At 71.5% G+C, this 16,179-nt stretch carries 10 protein-coding genes; 1 reads left to right on the top strand and 9 read right to left on the bottom strand.

Features of this window, described 5'->3' with window-relative positions:
- Window positions 1-7: 7 nt before the first annotated feature.
- The 9 genes from ACFQUV_RS15265 to ACFQUV_RS15225 form a co-directional block, all read right to left on the bottom strand.
- Complete coding sequence (locus tag ACFQUV_RS15265; RefSeq protein WP_129607878.1) at window positions 8-940, bottom strand: ATP-binding cassette domain-containing protein; 933 nt, start codon at window positions 938-940, stop codon at window positions 8-10.
- Entirely contained in the window at window positions 937-1,854 is a 918-nt protein-coding gene (locus ACFQUV_RS15260) for a metal ABC transporter substrate-binding protein (protein WP_371851673.1), read from the bottom strand. Before ACFQUV_RS15260 ends, ACFQUV_RS15265 begins: the two co-directional genes overlap by 4 nt.
- A gap of 267 nt (window positions 1,855-2,121) precedes the next feature.
- On the bottom strand, window positions 2,122-5,238 hold the full coding sequence (locus ACFQUV_RS15255; RefSeq protein ID WP_129607876.1) for an efflux RND transporter permease subunit: 3,117 nt from the start codon (window positions 5,236-5,238) through the stop codon (window positions 2,122-2,124).
- A gap of 235 nt (window positions 5,239-5,473) precedes the next feature.
- Window positions 5,474-8,656, bottom strand: coding sequence for an efflux RND transporter permease subunit (locus ACFQUV_RS15250; RefSeq protein WP_129607735.1), 3,183 nt, complete (start codon window positions 8,654-8,656; stop codon window positions 5,474-5,476).
- Window positions 8,653-10,158 carry an efflux RND transporter periplasmic adaptor subunit gene (locus tag ACFQUV_RS15245; RefSeq protein ID WP_371851662.1) on the bottom strand — a complete coding sequence of 502 codons (1,506 nt, stop codon included), beginning with the start codon at window positions 10,156-10,158 and terminating at the stop codon, window positions 8,653-8,655. Before ACFQUV_RS15245 ends, ACFQUV_RS15250 begins: the two co-directional genes overlap by 4 nt.
- Window positions 10,155-11,567, bottom strand: coding sequence for an efflux transporter outer membrane subunit (locus tag ACFQUV_RS15240; protein WP_244601450.1), 1,413 nt, complete (start codon window positions 11,565-11,567; stop codon window positions 10,155-10,157). Before ACFQUV_RS15240 ends, ACFQUV_RS15245 begins: the two co-directional genes overlap by 4 nt.
- Window positions 11,568-11,945: 378 nt before the next feature.
- Window positions 11,946-12,428, bottom strand: coding sequence for a bacterioferritin (gene bfr, locus ACFQUV_RS15235; protein WP_111388746.1), 483 nt, complete (start codon window positions 12,426-12,428; stop codon window positions 11,946-11,948).
- 168 nt (window positions 12,429-12,596) lie between these two features.
- Complete coding sequence (locus tag ACFQUV_RS15230; RefSeq protein ID WP_129607737.1) at window positions 12,597-12,893, bottom strand: bacterioferritin-associated ferredoxin; 297 nt, start codon at window positions 12,891-12,893, stop codon at window positions 12,597-12,599.
- Window positions 12,894-13,356: 463 nt separating this feature from the next.
- Window positions 13,357-14,583, bottom strand: coding sequence for an energy transducer TonB (locus ACFQUV_RS15225; RefSeq protein ID WP_378395179.1), 1,227 nt, complete (start codon window positions 14,581-14,583; stop codon window positions 13,357-13,359).
- Window positions 14,584-14,711: 128 nt separating this feature from the next.
- Between ACFQUV_RS15225 and pcaB the strand changes: the two genes are divergently transcribed.
- Window positions 14,712-16,115, top strand: coding sequence for a 3-carboxy-cis,cis-muconate cycloisomerase (gene pcaB / locus ACFQUV_RS15220; protein ID WP_129611431.1), 1,404 nt, complete (start codon window positions 14,712-14,714; stop codon window positions 16,113-16,115).
- Window positions 16,116-16,179: the final 64 nt, after the last annotated feature.

Below are 16,179 nucleotides of genomic sequence, written 5' to 3'. Positions count from 1 at the left end.
CGCCTCCTCAGGCGTGGCCGTTGCGGCGCGGTGCGGCCGCGGGCGCCGTGTCGTCGTCGGGTGCCGCCTCGCCGTAGAAGACCAGCGGCTGCTCGTCGTCGGTCAGCACCGTCAGGCGGCGGCGGTCGGCATCGCGATGCAGCGCGGCACCGCCGAGGCGGAGATTGCGCAGCGCGCCCCCGAAGGTGCGCATCAGGTTGGCCTCGGTGAACACCTCGGCGGTGGGGCCCGCCGCCACCACGGTGCGGTCGAGCAGGACGACGCGGTCGCAGAAGGTCGGCACGCTGCCGAGATCGTGGGTGGAGACCAGCACCAGCTTCCCGTCGTCCCTCAGCTCGCGCAACAGCGCCACGATGGCCGCCTCGGTGGTGACGTCGATGCCGGTGAACGGCTCGTCGAGCAGCACGATGCGGCTGTTCTGGGCGAGGGCGCGCGCCAGGAACACCCGCTTCCTCTGCCCGCCCGACAGTTCGCCGATCTGGCGACGGCGAAACGCCGTCATGCCGACCCGGGCCAGCGCGGCGTCGACCTCGGCGCGGTCGGTCCGCGACGGGATGCGGAAGAGGTTCATGTGGCCGTAGCGGCCCATCATGACCACGTCCTCGACCAGCACCGGGAAGCTCCAGTCGACCTCCTCGCTCTGCGGCACATAGGCGACGAGGTTGGCCTTCAGGGCCGCCGCGACCGGCAGCCCGCCCAGTCGCACGCGGCCGGCAGACGGTCGGACGAAGCCCGTGATGGTCTTGAACAGGGTCGACTTGCCGCTGCCGTTGACGCCGACCAGAGCGCAGATGGTGCCGGGATCGAGCGCCAGCGAGGCGTCGCGGAGCGCCGTGAAGCCGTTCGGATAGGTGACGGTCAGGCGGTCGACCAGGAGGCCGTCGCCGCGCGGGTCCGATGCGGCGGCGGGCGGGACATCGACGCGGCGGGGAGCGCTCATTGGCCGAACCCCTTGGCGATGGTGTCAACCGTCACTTTCAGCAGATCCAGATAGGTCGGCACCGGGCCGCCCTCGGCGCTCAGCGAGTCGACATAGAGCACGCCGCCGTAGCGGGCGCCGGTCTCGCGCGCCACCTGCCTGGCGGCACGATCCGAGATGGTGCTCTCCGAGAACACCACCGGCACCTTGTTGGCGCGCACGAGATCGATGACCTTGCGGACCTGGCGCGGCGTGCCCTGCTCGTCGGCGTTGATCGGCCACAGATAGGCTTCGCGCAGCCCGTAGTCGCGGGCCAGATAGCTGAACGCCCCCTCGCTCGTCACCAGCCAGCGCTGCGCCTCCGGGATGCCGGCGAGGCGCTGCCGTAGCGGCGTGTCGAGCGCCCGGATTCGGGCCGCGTAGGCGGCCGCATTGGCGTCGTAGACGGCGGCATTGGCGGGGTCGTGCGTCGCCAGCGCCTTGCGGATGTTCTCGACATAGACGAGCGCATTGGTCGGCGACATCCAGGCGTGCGGGTTCGGCTTGCCGGAATACGGCCCCTCGCGGATGCCCATCGGCGCGATGCCGTCGGTCACCACCACGCTCGGCACCTCGCGCACATTGGCGAAGAACGACTCGAACCAGCGCTCCAGATTGAAGCCGTTCCACAGCACCAGGTCGGCGCTCTGGGCGCGCACGATGTCCTGCGGGGTCGGCTGGTAGTCGTGGATCTCGGCGCCCGGCTTGGTGATCGACACGACCTCGGCACGGTCGCCGGCGACGTTGCGGGCGATGTCCTGGATCACCGTGAAGGTGGTGACGACACGGAACGGCTTGCGCTCCGGCGTCTGCGCCGCGGCGGCGCGAGGATCGACGGTGATGGCGGCCAGAAGCACGAGCCCCGAGACCACGGCCATGCCCCACCCCCTGGCCATCCCCCGGGCGGCGCCGACGCACCCGGCCGGCCGGCGCGCTCTCCCGGCTCTCATTGTCATCGAAGCTCTCCCGTGGTCCCGGCCCTATGCGCCACTACCTATTGCAAACTGTTCGCAACAAGAGTGCAGCAACCCGCCACGCGAGTCAACGCTCTTGCAAATGATTTGCAAAAAGCGACCGAACGCCGCACCTTGGGGGGCGGCGGCCGCCGAACGGATCAGCCGGTTCTCGGATGAAAGGCGCGCGACTGCGGGGAGCGGGGGGCGCTACTCGGCCGGCACTGTCGACGGCCCGCCGGCGCGGGCCGCCTGGCCGCGACCCCACCAGCGCCGGTGCAGGCGATCGAGCATCAGGTAGATCACCGGCGTCGTGTAGAGCGTGAGGATCTGCGACACCACGAGGCCACCCATGATGGTGATGCCGAGCGGGCGGCGCAGCTCCGAGCCTGGCCCGGTGGCGAGCACCAGCGGCAGTGCGCCGAGCAGCGCCGACATGGTGGTCATCAGGATCGGCCGGAAGCGCTCGATGCACGCCTCGTGGATGGCGCGCTCGGGCGGCAGCCCGCGGGCGCGTTCGGCCTCCAGGGCGAAGTCGACCAGCATGATGCCGTTCTTCTTGACGATGCCGATCAGCAGAATGATGCCGATGAAGGCGATCACCGTCAGCTCGGCGCGGAAGAGCTGCAAGGCCAAGAGCGCGCCGAGGCCGGCCGACGGCAGCGTCGAGATGATGGTCAGCGGGTGGGCGAGGCTCTCGTAGAGCACGCCGAGCACGATGTAGACGGCGAGCAGCGCCGCCAGGATCAGCAGCGGCTGCGCCCCGGTGCTCTGGGCGAACGCCTTGGCGTCGCCGGCGAAGTCGGTGCGCAGCGAATCCGGCAGATGCATCTCGGCCACCGCCTGGCGGATTCCGGCGGTCGCCACCGCGATCGGCGTGTCGGCGGTGAGGTTGTAGGTGATGGTGACGGCCGGGAACGGCCCCTGGTGATTGACCACCAGCGGCGCCAGGCCGCGCTCGAAGCGGGCCACCGCCGAAAGCGGCACCTGCACGCCGCGCGACGCCTGCACGTACACGCGGTCGAGATCGGACGGATCGCGCTGATACGCGGGATCGACCTCCAGCACGACGCGGTACTGGTTGCGCTGGGTGAAGATGGTCGACACCTGCCGCTGCGAGAAGGCGTTGTTGAGCGCGTCGCTGATCTCCTTGACGTCGACCCCGAGGCGCGCCGCGGCGACACGATCGATCACCACGTCGGCCTGGAGGCCGCCCTGCTCGCGGTCGGTCGACACGTCGATGACGCCGGGCACCCGGCCGATGCGCTCCTGCACCTTCGGCACCCAAGCTTGCAGCTCGTCGAAGTTCGGCCCCCACAGCGTGAACTGATACTGCGAGCGGCTGGAGCGGCCGCCGACGCGCACGTCCGAGGCCGCGAACATGAAGACGCGCACCCCCGGAATGCCCATCAGCTTCGGGCGCAGCCGGTCGACGACGCGCTGGGCCGGCACGCCGCGCTCGGCGAGCGGCTTGAGGCTGATGAACAGCCGGCCGTTGTTGACCGAGCCGCTCCAGCCGGAGCCGCCCACCGACGACCCGACGCCGGCGACCGCCGGATCGGCCAGCACGATCTCGGTGGCGCGCTGCTGGAGTTGCAGCATCTCCTGATAGGAGACGTCGGTCGCGGCCGTGACGCCGCCGAAGATCAGCCCCGAGTCGTCCTGCGGGATGAAGCCCTTCGGCGTCACCACGTAGAGATAGACAGTGAGCCCGATGGTGAGCAGCAGCGACAACACCGCCATGAAGCGATGGCGCAGCACCACGTCGAGGCTGCGCCCATAGGCGCGGATCAGCACCCCCATGGTGCCGTCGACGACGCGGTCGAGCCGGGTGCCACCGCCGCCCGGCCCGCGGCGGACATGGTGGGCGCAGATCATCGGCGTCACCGACAGCGACACCACGGTGGACACCGCGATGGCGACCGCGAGCGTCACCGAGAACTCGCGGAAGAAGCGGCCGACGATGCCCCCCATGAACAGGATCGGGATGAAGGCGGCGATCAGCGACAGGCTGATCGACACCACCGTGAAGCCGATCTGGCGCGCCCCCTCCAGCGCCGCGGCGAGCGGCGAGCGGCCCTTCTCCAGGTTGCGGAAGGCATTCTCGATCATCACGATGGCGTCGTCGACCACGAAGCCGACCGAGACGATCAGCGCCATCAGCGACAGGTTGTTGATCGAGTAGCCGAGCGCCCACATGGCCGCGCAGGTGCCGGCGAGCGACAGCGGCACCGTGATGCCGGCCGCAATGGTCGCGGCGCCGTGCCGGATGAAGACGAACACCACCAGCATCACCAGCGCGATGGTGACGGCGAGGGTGACCTGCATGTGGTGGATGCTGGCCCGAATGGTCTCGGTGCGGTCGGTGAGGACCGAGATTTCGAGATCGGCCGGAATCCAGCGCCGCAGCTCGGGCAGCAGCGCGCGGATATGGTCCACCATGGCGATGACGTTGGCGTCCGCCTGCTTGGTGATGATCAGCAGCACCGCCGGCTGCCGGTTGAACCAGGCGGCCGAGCGGCTGTTGCGGGTGCTCTGCTCGACGGTCGCGACCGCCGAGAGCCGCACCACGGCGCCGTCGCGGGCGCGCACCACGATGTTCTCGTAGTCGGCGACGTCACGGAGCTGGGCGTTGAGCCCGATGGTCTCGCCGAGCCGATGGCCGTCGAAGGTGCCGAGCGGCCCGGTCGCGTTGGCGTCGACGATGGCGTTGCGCACATCCTCCAGCGCGATCCCCATGGAGGCGAGCGCGACGGGATCGACCCGCACCCGCATGGCCGGCTGCTCGGCGCCCGACACGTTGACCTCGGCGACACCGTCCACCTGGGCGATGCGCTGGGCGATCACCGTGTCCGCGACGTCGTAGATGGCGCTCGGCCGCAGGGTCGGCGAGGTCAGCGCCAGGATCAGGGCGGGCGCCGCGGCGGGATTGAGCTTGCGGAAGGTCGGCCGCGCCGGCATGTCGCCCGGCAGATCGGCGAGCGCCGCGTTGATGGCGGCCTGCACGTCGCGCGCGGCGCCGTCGACATTGCGGCCGAGATCGAACTGCACGACGATCGAGGTGGTGCCGAGCGAGCTGGTCGACGTCATCTCGGTGACGCCGGGGATCTCGCCGAGCCGCCGCTCCAACGGCGCCGCGACGGTCGCCGCCATGATCATCGGGTCGGCGCCGGGCCGGCTCGCCGCCACCCGGATGGTCGGCAGGTCGACCGCCGGCAGGCTCGCCACCGGCAGTTGCTGGTAGGCGACGAGCCCGATCAGGAACAGCCCGATGGCCAGCAGCGTGGTGCCGATCGGCCGGTGAATGAACGGCGCCGAAAAATTCATGGCGGCGCTCCGGCGAGACGCATGCCGTGGATCGTGCTTTGTCGCCGCGCCGCGCCCCCCCTCCCCAGCCCTCCCCCACAAGGGGGGAGGGAGCAGGCTGCGGCTCGCGACACCGCAGATGACCGAACCCGCGGGATGCTGCGTCCCGGACGCGACGAGCCAGAGGCTCCGGCGTTCCCTCCCCCCTTGTGGGGGAGGGACAGGGAGGGGGGTGAAGGCACGTGCCACATCTCCCCTACTCCGCCGCCCCGGGCGCAGCGGCCTCCGCCCGCGCCACCGGCACCACCGGAGCGCCGCCGAGCCGCAGCCGCAACCGTTCCATGGCGAGATAGATCACCGGCGTGGTGTAGAGCGTGAGGAGCTGGCTCAGCAGCAGGCCGCCGATGATGGTGATGCCGAGCGGGAAGCGAAGCTCCGCCCCGGTGCCCTGCTCCACCGCCAGCGGCAGCGCGCCGAACAGCGCCGCCAGCGTCGTCATCATGATCGGGCGAAAGCGCAGCATGCAGGCTTCGACGATGGCGTCGCGCGGCGACTTTCCCTCGTGGCGCTCGGCGTCCAGCGCGAAGTCGATCATCATGATGGCGTTCTTCTTGACGATGCCCATCAGGAGAATGATGCCGATCAGGGCGATCACCGAGAGATCCTGCCGGAACAGCAGGAGCGCCAGCAGCGCGCCGACGCCGGCCGACGGCAGCGTCGAGAGGATCGTCAGCGGATGGATGTAGCTCTCGTACAGCACGCCGAGCACGATGTAGATCGCCACCACGGCGGCGAGGATCAGCCACGGCTCGCCGGCCAGCGACTTGGCGAACTCGGCCGCATCGCCCGAATAGCTGCCCGAGACGGTCGCCGGCATGCCGATCGCCCGCTCGGCCGCCTCGACGGCGGCGACGGCATCCGACAGCGCGGCGCCCGGCGCGAGATTGAAGCTCAGCGTCGCGGCCGGGAACTGCGAGTCGTGCATCACGGCGAGCGGCGCCGTGGTGCGCTCCAGCGTCGCCACCGCCGACAGCGGCACCAGGTTGGTGGACAGCGACGGCGCCGTCCAGGTCGCGGCCGTCGAGCTCGACACCGAGCCGACCGCGGTGGTGCTGCCCACCGGCAGGAACAGCTTGGACAGCGTGCTCGGATCGGTTTGGTACTCGGGCTTGGCCTCCAGGATCACCCGGTACTGGTTGGCCTGGCCGTAGATGGTCGAGATCTGGCGCTGGCCGAAGGCGCTGTACAGCGTATCGTTGATCGACTGCATGGAGAGGCCGAGGCGGCCCGCCTTCTCGCGATCGATGTTGACGAACAGCCGCAGGCCGCCGTCCTGAGCCTCCGAGGCGACGTCGACGACGCGCGGGTCCTCACGCAGCCGCGTGACCAGCCGGTCGGCCCAGCCGGTCACCTCGGCGGCGTCGACCCCGGTCAGCGTGTACTGGTACTGGCCGCGGCTCGCCCGGGTGCCGATCTGGATGTCCTGCACGGGCTGGAAGTACACCACCATGCCGGGGATCGGCGCCACCGCGGCCTGCAATCGGGCGATCACCGCGTCGACGAAGGCGGCGCGGTCGCTGCGCGGCTTCAGCATCACGGCGAGCCGGCCCGCATTGGGGGTCGGGTTCATGGTCGAGACGCCGATCACCGAGACGACCCCGGTGACGTCCGGATCGCGCCGCACGGCGGCGACCACCTGGGCCTGGAGGCGCTCCATCTCGGCGAACGACACGTCCGGCCCGGCCTCGGTGACGGCGACGATCTGGCTGGTGTCCTGCAACGGCAGGAAGCCCTTGGGCACGATCAGGTAGAGCCACACGGTGGCGGCGAGCGTCAGCGCGGTGACGACCAGCGTCGCGGTCTGCCGCTCCAGCACCCAGTCGAGGCTGCGGCGATAGCCCGCGAGCGTCGCCTCGACGGCGCGGTTGAAGGCGCGGCCGACGGCACCACCGCCGGCGTCGTGGCGGCGCAGCAGCCGCGAGCACATCATCGGCGTGAGCGTCAGCGACACCACCGCCGAGACGACCACCGCGATGGTCAGCGTCAGCGCGAACTCGCGGAACATGCGGCCGACGATGCCGGTCATGAACAGGAGCGGGATGAACACCGCGATCAGCGACAGCGTCAGCGAGATCACCGTGAAGCCGATCTCGCGGGCACCGTCGAGTGCCGCCTGGAACGGGTCCTCGCCGTCCTCCACATGGCGCACGATGTTCTCGATCATCACGATGGCGTCGTCGATGACGAAGCCGGTGCCGATGGTCAGCGCCATCAGCGACAGGTTGTTGAGGCTGAAGCCGCAGAACCACATCACCCCGAAGGTGGCGACCAGCGACAACGGCAGCGCCACGCCGGCGATCAGCGTGGCCCGCACGCTGCGCAGGAACAGCAGCACCACCAGGACGACGAGGCCGATCGCCAGCACCAGGGTGAACTGCACGTCGCGCACCGAGGCCCGGATGGTGTCGGTGCGGTCGCTCACCACCTGGAGATCGACACCGACCGGCATGGCGGCGCGCAGCCGCGGCAGCTCGGCCATGATGCGGCCGACGGTCTGAATCACGTTGGCGCCGGGCTGGCGCTGGATGTCGATGACGACCGCCGGCTTGTCCTGGTACCAGCCGGCGACCTTGCTGTTCTCCAGCCCGTCGACCACGTCGGCGACGTCGCGCAGCAGCACCGGGGCGCCGTTGCGCCAGGCGACGATCTGGTTGCGATAGGCGTCCGCCGCGGCGAGCTGGTCGTTGGCCGCGATGGTGTAGGACTGGTGGGCGCCGTCGAGCGAGCCCTTGGGGCTCGCCACGTTGGCGTTGATGATGGTCGACCGCAGATCTTCGAGCGCGATGCCGTAGGCGGCGAGCCGCGCGAGATCGGCCTGGATGCGCACCGCCGGCTTGAGATTGCCCTGCACCGAGACGCGGCCGACGCCGCTCACCTCGGAGAGACGCTGCGCGATCATGGTGTCGGCGAGGTCGCTCATCTGCCGCAGCGGGATGGTCGGCGAGGTGAGCGCGATGGTGACGATCGGCACGTCGGCCGGGTTCACCTTGGCGTAGGCCGGCGGGTACGGCAGGTTGCGTGGCAGCGTCGAGCCGGCCGCGTTGATGGCGGCCTGCACGTCCTGGGCAGCGGCGTCGATGTCGCGGCCGAGATCGAATTGCAGGGTGACCTGGCTGATCCCGTAGGACGACGACGACACCATGGAGTCGAGCGCCGGGATCTGGCCGAACTGGCGTTCGAGCGGCGCCGTCACCAGGGCCGCCATGGTGTCGGCGCTGGCGCCGGGCAGCCGCGTCGTCACCTGCACGGTGGGGAAGTCGACCTGCGGCAGCGACGCCACCGGCAGCAGCCAGTAGCCGAGCAGACCGCCGAGCATCACGGCGACCCCGAGCAGCGAGGTCGCGATTGGGCGCCGGATGAACGGGGTCGAGACGCTCATCGCACCGCGCTCCCGCCGCCGGCCCCCTCGCTCCGGCGCCGTGGCGACGCGGCGGGCGGGGGCTCGCCTTCGGCCGCGGCGGCGCCGGTGGAGCCGGCCGCAGGCGGCGAGGCCGCGCCGGGCGGCGTCGCGCTCGGCGATGCGGCGCCCGACGGCGCCGCAGTCGGGGGCGCGGCCGGCGCATCGGCCTGCGGGGCCGCACCCGACGGCCGCCGACGACGCTCGCCGGCGGGCGGTGCGCCGCCCGGGGCCGCCGGATCACCCGACGAGAGCGTGACGCGCTTGCCGTCGGCGAGCTGCGAGAAGCCGGTGGTCACCACCCGGTCGCCGGCCGCGACGCCGCTGGCGATCACCGCGGTCGTGTCGTCCTGCTGGGTCACCGTCACCGGGCGCAGCGCGACGGTGTCGCCCTCGCGCACCACATACACGAAGGTGCCGTTGGGGCCGCGCTGCACCGCCGCGGTCGGCACCGTCACCACCTTCTCCAGCGTGTCGACCAGCAGCTTGACGCTGACGAACTGGCCCGGCCAGAGCTGGAGGTCGGCATTGGGAAACTCGGCGCGCAGCCGCACCGTGCCGGTGGTCGGGTCGACCTGATTGTCGATCACCTGGAGCACGCCGCGGTCGAGCGTTCCGCGCCGATCGGTCCCGAGCGCCAGCACCGGCAGGCGGCCTTCGTCGGCGGCCTTCACCACGGCGGCGAGCTGCTGCTGCGGCAGCGTGAAGATGACCGAGATCGGCCGGATCTGGGTGATCACCACGATGCCGGTGGTATCGGCAGCCTTCACCAGATTGCCGACATCGACGAGCCGGATGCCGGTGCGGCCGGAGATCGGCGCCACCACCTTGGTGTAGTCGAGATACGCCTTGGCATTGTCGATGGCGGCCTGATCGGCCTTCACCTGCGCTTCGAGCTGGGCCACCGTGGCGCGCTGGGTATCGGCCTGCTGCTTGGTCGCCGCGTTGGTCTGGGCGAGGCGGACATAGCGCTCGAGATCGAGCCGTGCATTGGCGAGCTGCGCCTCGTCCTGGGCCTTCTTGGCCACCGCCTGGTCGTACTGGGCCTGATAGATGGTGGGGTCGATCTCGGCCACCACGAAGCCCTTCTCGACGTCCTCGCCCTCCTTGAAGTTGAGCCGCAGCAGGCGGCCGTCCACCTGCGGCCGCACCGTCACGGTGTTGAGCGCCCGGGTGGTGCCGACGCCGTCATAGTAGACCGGCACGTCGGCGGCCTTGGCGGCAACCGCCAGCACCGGCACCGGCTGGTCGCGGCCGAGCCGCCCACCCCCGCCGCCGCGCATCATGCCAGGCGGGCCGCCGGGGCCGGCGCCGTCGCCGCCCGGGCGATAGCCGCTCTGGCTGATGATCAGCCAGGTGATGCCGCCCATCACGGCGAGCGTCACGGCATAGCCGAGAATGCGCCGCAGCGGGCGGCGCGGCCGTTCGGACGGCGACGGCGTCTCGGCCGTCGTGTCCGCTCTCTGTTCGGGTCCGCTGATCACGCGGGATTGCCTCCGATGCGCGGCGGCCAGCCGCCGCCCAGCGCCTGATACAGGCTCACCGCCGCGAGCAGCCGCGCGAGCCGCACCTGCACCAGCACGTCCTGGGCGGTGAACAGCGTCTGCTGGGTGTTGAGCACGGTGACGAAATCGACGATGCCCTCGCGCAGCCGCTGCTCCGAGATGGAGAACGCCTCGCGGGCGGCGCGCACCGCCGCCGTCTGGAGGCGCTCGCGCTCGGTCTGCTGCTTCAACGCCACCAGGGCCCGCTCGACATCGGCGAAGCCGTTGATGACGGCGCGGCGGTAGAGCTGGAGCGATTCGAGCTGGCGGCCCTGGCTGCCTTCGAGCTGGCCGAGCAGCGCACCGCCGTCGAAGATCGGCTGGCTCAGCGAGGCGGCGGCCGTGTAGAACCACGCGCCGGGGCCGAACAGGCTGGCCAGCGCGGCGCTCTGCACGCCGTTCTGCCCGGTCAGCCGGATGCTGGGAAAGAACGAGGCGCGCGCCTGCTCGACCGAGTGGTTGGCGGCGACGAGCTGGGCCTCGGCGGCGCGGATGTCGGGCCGCTGGTTGATCAGGTCGGACGGCAGGCCGGGGGCGATGCGCGGCACCGCGACGGCGTCGAGCGTGCCGCCCTTGACGGCGAAGTGCTCGGGCGTGCGGCCGACCAGCACGGCCAGCGTCGCGACGTTCTGCCGGATGGTGATCTCGAAGGCCGGCAGATTGGCCCGGATGGTGGCGACCAGCGACTCCTGCTGAGAGACGTCGAGGCTGTTGGCGGTGCCGGCGGCGAAGCGCTCGCGGATCAGGCTCAGGATACGGTTCGCGGCGGCGAGGTTGTCACGGGCGATGCGCAGCCGGTCCTGGGCGGCGACGAGCTGGAAGTAGGCGTTGCCGACGCTCGCCATGGCGGTCAGCGCCACGGTGTCGCGGTCGAAGCGGGTCGCCACCGCGATCTCGTCGGCGGCGAGCTGGCCGGCGCGGTTCTTGCCCCAGAAGTCCAGCTCGTAGCTGGCGCTGAGCGAGGTGCTGTACAGGCTGCGCTCGGTGCTGATGCCGCTGCCGCTCGCCGCCCCGGCCGAGCGGGTGCGGGTGGCGCTGCCGGCGCCCGACAGAGCGGGCAGCAGCAGCGCGCCGGCGACCCGCGCCTGGGCATCGGCCTGCATGATGCGGGCGACCGCCGCGGCGATGTCGAGATTGGAGGTCTGCGCCTCCTCCATCAGCCGGGTCAGCTCGCCGGACCGGAAGCCGCGCCACCAGTCGAGCGCCGGGCCTACCTCGGCGGTGCCCCGTCCCTCGACGTAGCGGCCGGGCACGTCGAGGGCGAGCTCGGGCTTCTCGGTGTCGACGAAGCAACCGGCCAGCAGCGGCAGCAGCAGCACGGCCACGGTGGACGGGACGACAGACGGCACCGTGCGCCCGCCCCGCCCGCGTCGGGGCCGGGAGGAGGAGACGGGCTCGGATCGGAACTCGTTCACGTCGCTCGGCCGGTCGCCACGGACCGACCTCCTCTTCTGCGGCCGGCGCGCGGGGCGCGCGTCGCCTGGCTGGCGCCGGCGTGCGGAATCGGCGCCGGTCGTCGGATGAACCACCGGGCCACCGATCGGCACTCGGCGGGGCCGCATGCTCTTGGACTCGATTTCAGGCGATTGTAGTGCCGCACCGACCCGTAGGCGTCATTACAAATACGACAGGAATACCGACGGCGGCCCCGCCGCCGCGCGGCGAGGCACCGGCCCGCGGGCGCGCCGCCGCGCCCGCGTCCGGCCGAGACGGTCGGAAGCGACCAATCAGTCCTCGTCGAGCTCGCCGATGTGGTGCTGCGAGTACAGCTCCACGCCGATCTTGGCGATCAGCTCGAGCTGAGTCTCCAGGAAGTCGATGTGACCTTCCTCGTCGGCCATCAGCTCCTCGAACAGGTCACGCGAGGGATAGTCCTTGACGCTGTGGCAGTAGGCCGCCGCCTCCTGGTAGAGCGCACGGGCGCCCTGCTCGGCCGCCAGGTCGCACTCCAGCACCTCCTTGACGCTCTGGCCGATCTGGAGCGGGTCGAGCACCTGGAGGTTGGGGAACCCTTCGAGAAAGAGGATGCGATCGACGAACTTGTCGGCGTGCTCCATCTCCTCGATGGCTTCCTTGCGCCACTTCTTGGCGAGGTCCTTGAAGCCCCAATTGTCCAGCATGCGGTAGTGCAGCCAATACTGGTTGATCGCAGTCAGCTCGCTCCGCAGCCCCTTGTTCAGGTACTCGATGACCTTCGCGTCGCCCTTCATCCTGCATGCTCCGTTCATGGCGCGGTGGTTCGTGGCGCGGTGCCGCGCCGGCGCGTCCGTCGTGCCGCCACAAACTGGGGGAACGGCCCCGCCAAGGCAAGGGGCACGGCCGCGGCTGCATCACGGCCCCGAGAGGCGGCCCTGCCGGCCGCGGATTTCATGTGATTTTTAGGATACTTGGCCAGGGAGGCCGGCATCCGCCGGGCCCATCGCGCCGAGCGGCGCTGCGGTCGCCTGGCTGTCGGCGTCGTCCCTCGCCGCCGCCGGGCAGCACGCGCAGGCCCGCGGACAGCCGCTCGCCGCCAGCGCCTGGTCCATGATCCGGCGGATGGTGCGGGCGCAGCGGCCACACTGGGCGCTGCACCCCAGACAACCATAGACCTGGCTGGTCATGCGCGGCGCCTGCTCGCTCATCACTTCGCGAATCTGGCGATCAGACAGAACGTTGCAGGAACAGACGATCATGACGACGGTAGTTTTCCGGGTTCTCGAAGGGTCTCGTCGGCCGCCGGGCGGAACAACATCGACATAGGGCAACCAGGGCTCGATTGCAAAAGAAACCAGCACTTTTTAAGCGTTCTAAACCGAGTGTTATTGTCATGTCGAACAGGTGATACAATGCGAGGCACATGGTTACTTGCATGCGCTCACCTCAGAATCTCTCAAAACTGACCGAATTCGATCTCCGGAAACAAAATTTTTGTCTTTGGAATTACATGGCGCGTCCCGCGACATCAGCGATCGTGATGGGCGATCACCGACCCGGCACGCCGAAGACCACGCTCACGCCCCGGCTCGACTTCCGGTCGTCTGTTGCGACAACCGCTCGCGGACCCCTCCGTGCGACTACGTAACCGACGGTTCAGTAAGGGCTTTTCACGATCTGCGGCAAGCCGGGCGCGCGGTGGTGGGGGGGCCGCGATCCGTGTCACCGGATGTTGTAGCGGATCGGTTGGGTGAAGCTGTGCGGCCGGCCGTCCGGCGGTGCCGGAAACGGCGAGGCGCGCCGCACCACGTCGGTGCTCTCGCGATCGAGAACCGGGTTGCCGCTGCCGCGCACCAGCGCGACCGAGACCACCCGACCGCCGCCGTCGAGCGCGAAGCGCACCATGGCGACGCCGGCATCGCCGCGCGCCTGGGCCTCGGCCGGAAACCGCTTGAAGCGGGCGAGATGCGCGGCGACCAGCCCCGGATAGTTGGACTGTGCGGCGGAACGGCCGATCCCGATGCCGCTCGACCCCGGCGCCGACGGCGACGATGCCGCCGCGCGGCGCTCGCCGTCGCGACCGGCCGGCTTGTCACGGGCAGGCGTCCGGGTCTCCGCCCGGGGCGTGACGGAGCGCGCTGCCATGCGCTTCTCCGGCGGCCGGGCGGCGGGCGGATCGGCCGGCTTCGGCGGCGCCGCGATGGCGGGCTCGGGCGGGCGCTCGGGCGTCGCCGCGGTGGCGGGCAGCGGCTCGGCGTCGTCCGGAGGCGCCGGCGGCCGTGCCGCCTCGGCCGTGGCGGCGGAGGGCGAATCGGTGGGTGGGGGCGGCGCCTCGGCCGCAGGCTCGGGCGGCTGCCCCGGCGGCGGCGTCTCGCCGGGTGACGTCTCGGTGGGCGGCTCGGGCGCCGGAGGACCAGGCGACGGCGCCCCGGCGACCGCCTCCGCCTCGTGCGGGCTGGGCACCGCCGCCAGGCCCGCCGGGGTATCGGCGCCGAGCACCAGCTCGACCGACATGGCTTCGAGCCCGATGCTGGCGAGCGGCGGCGGCGGCCGGCTGATCAGGACATAGAGCGCCGCATGGGCGGCCATCGAGGCCAACAGGGCGGCGGTCAGCGCCGTCACCCGCGAGGCGTCCGGACGCGGGGGCGCCGGCCGCTCCGCGGCGACCGGCGGTGCCGCCACGGCCACGGGTCCGCGGCCCCCCCGCTGCCGGAACGGCACCACCTTGGCGGCCTGCGGCCCGGCCTCCGGCGCGACCGCCGGACCGAGCGGCGGCGCCGCGGGCGCGCCGACGTCGGCAGGCTCCCCGCTGCACCCGGACGGCGGGGCGGGCCGCCCCCCCGGCACGATCCGCAGCTCCGGAGCGGCCTGCTGTCCCGACCCGCCACGGCGGTTCGCCCCGCGGTCGGGCGCAGGGGGCAGCAGCCGGATCTCTGGCGTCTCGGGCATGGAACGACTTTGCACGGATCGCCACGCTCGCCAATCCGGTCTATCCGTGAGGTGGACCGCGCCCCGTCCGCGCCGGACGGTGCGCCGGCACCCCCGTCCGGCCCGCGCCCGCGAGAAGGACCCCCGCGATGCCCGCCTCCGCCCTCGACTCGATGATCCTGCGCGACGTCGTCGCCACCGCGCCGATGCGCCACCTGTTCTCCGACGAGCATCGGCTTCGGCTCTATCTCGACATCGAGGCGGCGCTCGCCCGCGTCCAGGCCCGGCTCGGCGTGATCCCGCCCGCGGCGGCCGACGAGATCGCCCGCCACGCCGCCCTCGACGAGTTCGATCTCGACCGGCTGAAGCGCGACACCGAGCGGATCGGCGCCCCGGTGCAGCCGGTGGTGGCCCAGCTCGGCGCCTTGTGCCGCGACGATCTCGGCCAATGGGTCCATTACGGAGCCACCACCCAGGACATCATGGACACCGCGACGGCGTTGCAGATGCGCGACGCCTTCGCGCTGATCGACGCCGATCTCGTCGCCATCGCCGAGGCCCTCGCCGATCTCGCCCGCACCCATCGCGACACCCCGATGGCGGCGCGCAGCCAGCTCCAGCACGCCGTGCCGACCACCTTCGGATTCAAGATGGCGGGGGTGCTCGCCGCCGTGCTGCGCGACCGCGAGCGGCTCGCCGCCCTGGCGCCGCGCGTGCTGGTGGGCCAGCTCGGCGGCGCCGTCGGCACCCTGGCGTCGCTCGGCGACGAGGGGCCAGCCGTGCACGAGGCGTTGATGGCCGAGCTCGGCCTCGGCGTGCCGGAGATCGCCTGGCACACGGCGCGCGACCGCATCGCCGAGACCGGCGGGTTCTTGGCGCTCGTCGCCGGCACCTGCGGCAAGCTCGCCCGCGACGTCACCTTGCTGATGCAGACCGAGGTGGCCGAGGCGAGCGAGGCGGCGGCGCCCGGCCGCGGCTCCTCCAGCACCATGCCGCAGAAACGCAACCCGGTCTCCTCGGTGCTCGTTCTCGCCGCCGTGCCGGTGGTGCGCCAGCTCGCCGCCGTGCTCGCCGAGGCGATGATCGCGGATCACGAGCGGACGAGCGGCGCCTGGCAGAGCGAGTGGATCGTGGTGCCGGAGATCTTCTGCCTCGCCGCCGGCGTGCTGGCCCACACCCGGGCGCTCACCGCCGGCCTGACGGTCGACCCGGCGCGCATGCGCGCGAATCTCGACATCACCGGCGGGCTGATCAACGCCGAGGCGGTCGCCATGGGGCTCGCCCCGACCCTCGGCCGGGCGGAGGCGCACCATCTCGTCGCCACGCTGTCGCGCGCCGCATCGGCGCGCGGCCGGCCGCTGGCCGAGCTGCTGATGGCGGACGAGACGGTGACGGCGCAGCTCGATCGGGACACCGTGGAGCGCCTGTGCGATCCGGCCGCCTACACGGGCGCCGCCGGCGTGATGGTCGACCGCGTGCTCGCTCTGCATGCCGCCGCGCCGCCGCCGCGCGCGTTCGCTCTCCCCCGCAGCCCCGGCGCGCCGCCGGCGTGAGCGCGGCGACATCCGACGCCGCGGCCGGCGCCCGTCATACGAGATCCGGCTGATCCAGTGGGTG

This window comes from Rhodoplanes sp. P11, from assembly GCF_964266735.1.
GTDB classification, from domain to species: domain Bacteria; phylum Pseudomonadota; class Alphaproteobacteria; order Rhizobiales; family Xanthobacteraceae; genus Rhodoplanes; species Rhodoplanes serenus.
This window is presented reverse-complemented; position numbering and strand designations above follow the sequence as displayed.

Coding starts and splice junctions, on each gene's coding strand:
- ACFQUV_RS15250 (WP_129607735.1), bottom strand. CDS start 8,656: ATGAGCGTCTCGACCCCGTTCATCCGGCGCCCAATCGCGACCTCGCTG.
- ACFQUV_RS15230 (WP_129607737.1), bottom strand. CDS start 12,893: ATGATCGTCTGTTCCTGCAACGTTCTGTCTGATCGCCAGATTCGCGAA.
- ACFQUV_RS15255 (WP_129607876.1), bottom strand. CDS start 5,238: ATGAATTTTTCGGCGCCGTTCATTCACCGGCCGATCGGCACCACGCTG.
- ACFQUV_RS15265 (WP_129607878.1), bottom strand. CDS start 940: ATGAGCGCTCCCCGCCGCGTCGATGTCCCGCCCGCCGCCGCATCGGAC.
- ACFQUV_RS15225 (WP_378395179.1), bottom strand. CDS start 14,583: ATGCCCGAGACGCCAGAGATCCGGCTGCTGCCCCCTGCGCCCGACCGC.
- ACFQUV_RS15260 (WP_371851673.1), bottom strand. CDS start 1,854: ATGGCCAGGGGGTGGGGCATGGCCGTGGTCTCGGGGCTCGTGCTTCTG.
- bfr (WP_111388746.1), bottom strand. CDS start 12,428: ATGAAGGGCGACGCGAAGGTCATCGAGTACCTGAACAAGGGGCTGCGG.
- pcaB (WP_129611431.1), top strand. CDS start 14,712: ATGCCCGCCTCCGCCCTCGACTCGATGATCCTGCGCGACGTCGTCGCC.